Raw genomic sequence first — 4,653 nt, 5'->3', positions numbered from 1 at the left:
AACCAGGGACCTGCGGATTAACAGTCCGTCGCTCTACCGACTGAGCTATCAGGGAATTGAGGCAATATTATAGCAGGAAATCGGGGATTGCCAAATGCCCCCTGGCGTGCGCACGGCGGCGCGGTTTGCTATAGTCGCCACTCTTTGCGACCAGACCTTATTTCCAATGACCACCGCACGCACCTTCGGCACGCCCCTCTCCCCTTCCGCAACCAAAGTCATGCTGCTCGGCTCAGGCGAACTCGGCAAGGAAGTCATCATCTCGCTGCAACGCCTCGGCGTCGAAGTGATCGCCGTCGACCGCTACCCGAACGCGCCCGGCCACCAGGTCGCCCACCGCGCGCACGTGGTCGACATGACGGACGGCGACGCGCTGGCCGCGCTGATCGAGCGCGAGCAACCGGACCTCGTCGTGCCCGAGATCGAGGCGATCGCCACCGGCAAGCTGGCCGAACTGGAAGCCGCGGGCCGCATCACCTGCATCCCGACGGCGCGCGCCGCGCAGCTGACGATGAACCGCGAAGGCATCCGCCGGCTCGCCGCCGAGGAACTGGGCCTGGCGACGTCGCCGTACCGCTTCGCGTCCAGCCTCGACGAGCTGAAGGCCGCGTGCGCCGAGATCGGCTTTCCGAACATCGTCAAACCCGTGATGTCGTCGTCGGGCAAGGGCCAGTCGAAGCTCGATGGCGCGGGCGACGTCGAGCACGCCTGGAACCATGCCGCGTCCGGCGGGCGCGTGGACGCGGGCCGCGTGATCGTCGAGGGCTTCATCGACTTCGATTACGAAATCACGTTGCTGACCGTGCGCGCGATCGGCGCGAACGGTGACGTCGAGACGCGGTTCTGCGAACCGATCGGCCACAAGCAGGTGCATGGCGACTACGTCGAATCCTGGCAGCCGCAGCCGATGGCGCCGCTGGCCTTGCAGCGCGCCCAGGAGATCGCCGACAAGGTCACCGCCAACCTGGGCGGCCAGGGCGTGTTCGGCGTGGAGCTGTTCGTCAAGGGCGACATGGTGTGGTTCTCGGAAGTGAGTCCGCGCCCGCACGACACCGGCATGGTGACGATGGCCACGCAGGTGCAGAGCGAATTCGAGCTGCACGCCAAGGCCATCCTCGGCCTGCCCGTGAACCCGGCGCTGCGCGCACCGGGCGCGTCCGCCGTGATCTACGGCCAGCTGGAGGAAGCGGGCATCGCGTTCGAAGGCGTGGCCGACGCGCTGCGCGTGCCGGGCTGCGATATCCGCCTGTTCGGCAAGCCGGAATCGTTCGCGCGCCGCCGCATGGGCGTGGCGCTGGCGACGGCGGACGATGTCGAGACGGCGCGCGCGCGGGCGCTGGAGGCGGCGGGCAAGGTGAAGCCGATACCGGGAAACAAATAACGCCCGCGTTTCGAGAACGCAAATAATAATAAGGGGCATCGGGCAATCGATGCCCCTTTCGCTTTTTCCCATCCGCATTTCAATCGAGCGGCGCCGGCCATTCGATACATCACAAATTCCCGCCAATCGAAAAGCAGAGAATGCATGGAGCCACGGTATTTACTGTCGTGTCTGAGCGTCCATAAGGAAATAATCTTTAAGGAATTATCATGCGATCGCTACTTGCAACGTTATTACTGATCGGCACCATGACATGTCGAATGGCGGAAGCGCAGACACAGTCTTGCAGTCCGGTAGGCACGTGGACGGACGATTACGGTTATACCTATCAAATCAACCAGCAATTAACCGGATCGGTGGCCGTGGTCGGATGCGGCGGATTATGGTCGCTCAGCGTCTCGGGCACGAATCCATTTACCGCAACGGCGACCAATCCTGCGCCCAGCGGGACCTGCGCCGCGTCGTTCACCATGGTCATGACGTTTTCTGCGACGTCATGCGACAGCGCGAGCGGCACCTGGACCAATTCCGCGGGATACTCGGGCACGGACACCTGGACCAGGACGACGGGATTGAAGATTCTCGCGCCGGTCAGCGCCGCGACCTACCCGATCGCCACGCCCGTACCATTCGACGCGACCGGCGCCGACAACGTACCGATCGACTGGAATCTTGCGCTGACGTACACGACGTCGGGCGGCCGCGGCCCCTTCACGAATTCCAGCACCTTGACGACAAGTTCCGGCGTCACCCAGACCAGGACATTCAATGCAATGGGCGGCCAGCTGACAGCGACGGCAACGCAGAATGCCAGCACCGATCGCACGGTGGTCACGATTACCGGCATCACCATTTCCGCCGACGACATCACGAACCGGCTCGTCGGCCTTTACGCCGGCGGCAGTACACCGCATTTATTGACCGGTATCGCGCAACGGGAAAGCTCGTATGCGCAGTTTTCCCAGCTCACGTTATATGGACAATCCGCATTATGGCCCCGCGAAAGCTTCGACGGGGGCAGTCATATCGGCCTCATGCAAATGCCGGTCAGCATGCAAATGGCCTGGGACTGGATGGCGAACACGCAGGGAGGCGCCGCGCTGTTCAAGCAAAAACTGACGTTCGCAACACGATTCGAAACCCGCATCCGGAATGCCCACCCCGGCCTGCCCGCGCTCACCGGCACGCAATCGGAAAATATGGCCCTGGTGTTTTATGGCCCATATGCGACGAGCTCGCTAACCGGCCAATACTACGACGCGGCTTGCGTCGGCGGCACCGGCGCCCAGTGCACGGGCGGACAATGGCAATGGATCGTCAATACCGCGGGCAACGGCAACGGCGTTGGCTACGCCGATGCGATACGCTCGCTGATGCATTAACCCCGAACCCGCATGTGACCGAAAGTGAGAATTGAAATGAATACATGGAGAATCATGACGGTGGCGGCCGCGCTGTCCGCACTGTGTGCGCTGCCCGGCCAGGCCGGCGCCAGCGCCAGCGACGCGTCGCTGGCCGCGCGGGACTGGAGCGTCGACGGGTCGTCCGGATCGCTGCAGGCGAAGCCGCCGAGCAATGCGGACGTGCTGGCCTTTCTCGGCGGCCTCGGGCAGGACAACATCCACCTCTGCGATTTCCGGATCGCGGATCTCGACGCCGACGGCCGGTACGAACTCGTCGCCTCGGTCGACTATTCGGGCAGGCAATTCTGCAATACCGTCCTCGTCGCCGGTCAAGGCGCCGCGAAAACCGCGAACTTTTTCGTTCGGACCGTCCAGGCATGGAACGTGAACGATGTCGGCAGCCTGTTCAAGTCCGACGGCCCCGGCCGCCGGATCACGCTGGCGATTCCGCAGCCGCTCACCGATTACGACGGCGCCGAATGCGTCGCCACCTGGCCGGTCCTGTACCGGCTTGATCGCGGTCGCCTGAACGACGTGTCGGCGGCGCCCGAGTTCAACGCTTTCTACCGCAACCAGTATGACGTACTCGGCAGGGAAACGGGCGCCGGCGGCTTCGGCGTCAAGCCGGCGGGCCCCGCCAGCCCGGCCCAGGCGAAGAAAACGATCGCGGACCCCAATGCCGCCTGCAAGCTGATCACGCTGGACAAGCTTGCCAGGTTTCTCGGATTTCATGCCACGGCGGGCCTCGAACGCGCGCAGCAGTGGATGAACAGCGACGACACGGCGCTCAGACGCAAGGCAGTGCGCGTGTTCGCCGACATCGGCACGGACGCCGCGAAGAGCAGCCTGGCCACCTTGTCGCACGACCGCGATCCCGTCGTGGCGCAATCGGCACGATCCGAGCTGGCGCGCGCCGCAGGCTCGACCGCAAAACTCAACTGGGGGCAGCGATGAAAACATTGTTCAAATCAAGCGGCGCGGCATTGTTCCTGTGCGTGGCGTCCGCAGCCGCCGCCCAGAGCTTGCCGCAAGGGTGGACGTTATCGGATGGCGGCACGGGCGGCATTGCCACTGCCGTCGCGGATCTGCCGCCGTCCGAAGGGCAGCAATTCGCCTTCATCGACAGTACGGGCGCCACGGATCTTTCCGTCACCGGCGTTGCCGGCGCCACGACCGGGAGCGCCCTGCTCTCATCGGTCTTCAGCGTCGACACGGCGCGCACCCTGTCGCTGGACTTGAACTTCCTCACCAACGATGGCGAGGATTTCCCCGATTTCGCCGTCGTCCAGCTCATCGATGCGACGACCATGGCCAACGTGGCGACGCTGTACACGGCGAATACGACCTGCGATGTCTGCCGGGCGGTGCCGGCGGTCGGCGGGCCGGGCGACGTCAGTGCCGGCGTGTCGCTGAATCCCGGTGCCGCCTATTTCGATGGCCAGTTCGCCGGATTGCTGGGCGGGATCCCGTATGGGCCCGGCAAATGGCTGAGCGGGACCGGCGGCGCAACGGGTTGGGTGACGAGTTCCTACGATCTGGCGCCCGGCAGTTACCAGCTGGCGTTTTTCGTCGGGAACGTATCCGATCCCGGCCTGGAATCCGCGCTGGCGATCGACAACATCCGGACTGATGCCGGCCTCATCGAAGGCTTCGAGATGGCGCCGCCCGTCCCCGAGCCGAGTGCCTGGTCCTTGCTGCTGGGCGGCCTTGCACTGCTGCTGGGAAAGCGGTTCGTCGGCCGGGGGCCACGCGCGCATCGGGGCGTGCCGGCCTGATCGCGGCGCCGCGGCACCAACGAAAACGGCCGCTTCATCGAAGCGGCCGTTGTGCGTCTTGGGTCTTGCGCCTTGCGCCTTGCTAACATGCTGA

At 64.5% G+C, this 4,653-nt stretch carries 4 protein-coding genes and 1 tRNA gene (1 of these 5 running past the window's edge); 4 read left to right on the top strand and 1 reads right to left on the bottom strand.

From position 1 onward, the window contains the following. Positions 1-55, bottom strand: a tRNA-Asn gene (locus ASC93_RS12175) (it extends 28 nt beyond the left edge of the window). A gap of 111 nt (positions 56-166) precedes the next feature. Here ASC93_RS12175 and purT point away from each other — a divergent pair. The 4 genes from purT (at position 167) to ASC93_RS12150 (ending at position 4,559) form a co-directional block, all read left to right on the top strand. Continuing rightward, complete coding sequence (gene purT / locus ASC93_RS12170; protein WP_056441842.1) at positions 167-1,381, top strand: formate-dependent phosphoribosylglycinamide formyltransferase; 1,215 nt, start codon at positions 167-169, stop codon at positions 1,379-1,381. 209 nt (positions 1,382-1,590) lie between these two features. Beyond that, complete coding sequence (locus ASC93_RS12160; RefSeq protein WP_157201879.1) at positions 1,591-2,763, top strand: hypothetical protein; 1,173 nt, start codon at positions 1,591-1,593, stop codon at positions 2,761-2,763. Positions 2,764-2,799: 36 nt separating this feature from the next. Continuing rightward, entirely contained in the window at positions 2,800-3,738 is a 939-nt protein-coding gene (locus tag ASC93_RS12155; RefSeq protein ID WP_157201878.1) for a hypothetical protein, read from the top strand. Then, complete coding sequence (locus ASC93_RS12150) at positions 3,735-4,559, top strand: NF038132 family protein (protein WP_157201877.1); 825 nt, start codon at positions 3,735-3,737, stop codon at positions 4,557-4,559. Before ASC93_RS12155 ends, ASC93_RS12150 begins: the two co-directional genes overlap by 4 nt. Positions 4,560-4,653: the final 94 nt, after the last annotated feature.

The sequence above is a fragment of the Massilia sp. Root335 genome, assembly GCF_001425685.1.
Taxonomy (GTDB): domain Bacteria; phylum Pseudomonadota; class Gammaproteobacteria; order Burkholderiales; family Burkholderiaceae_D; genus Telluria; species Telluria luteola.
This window is presented reverse-complemented; position numbering and strand designations above follow the sequence as displayed.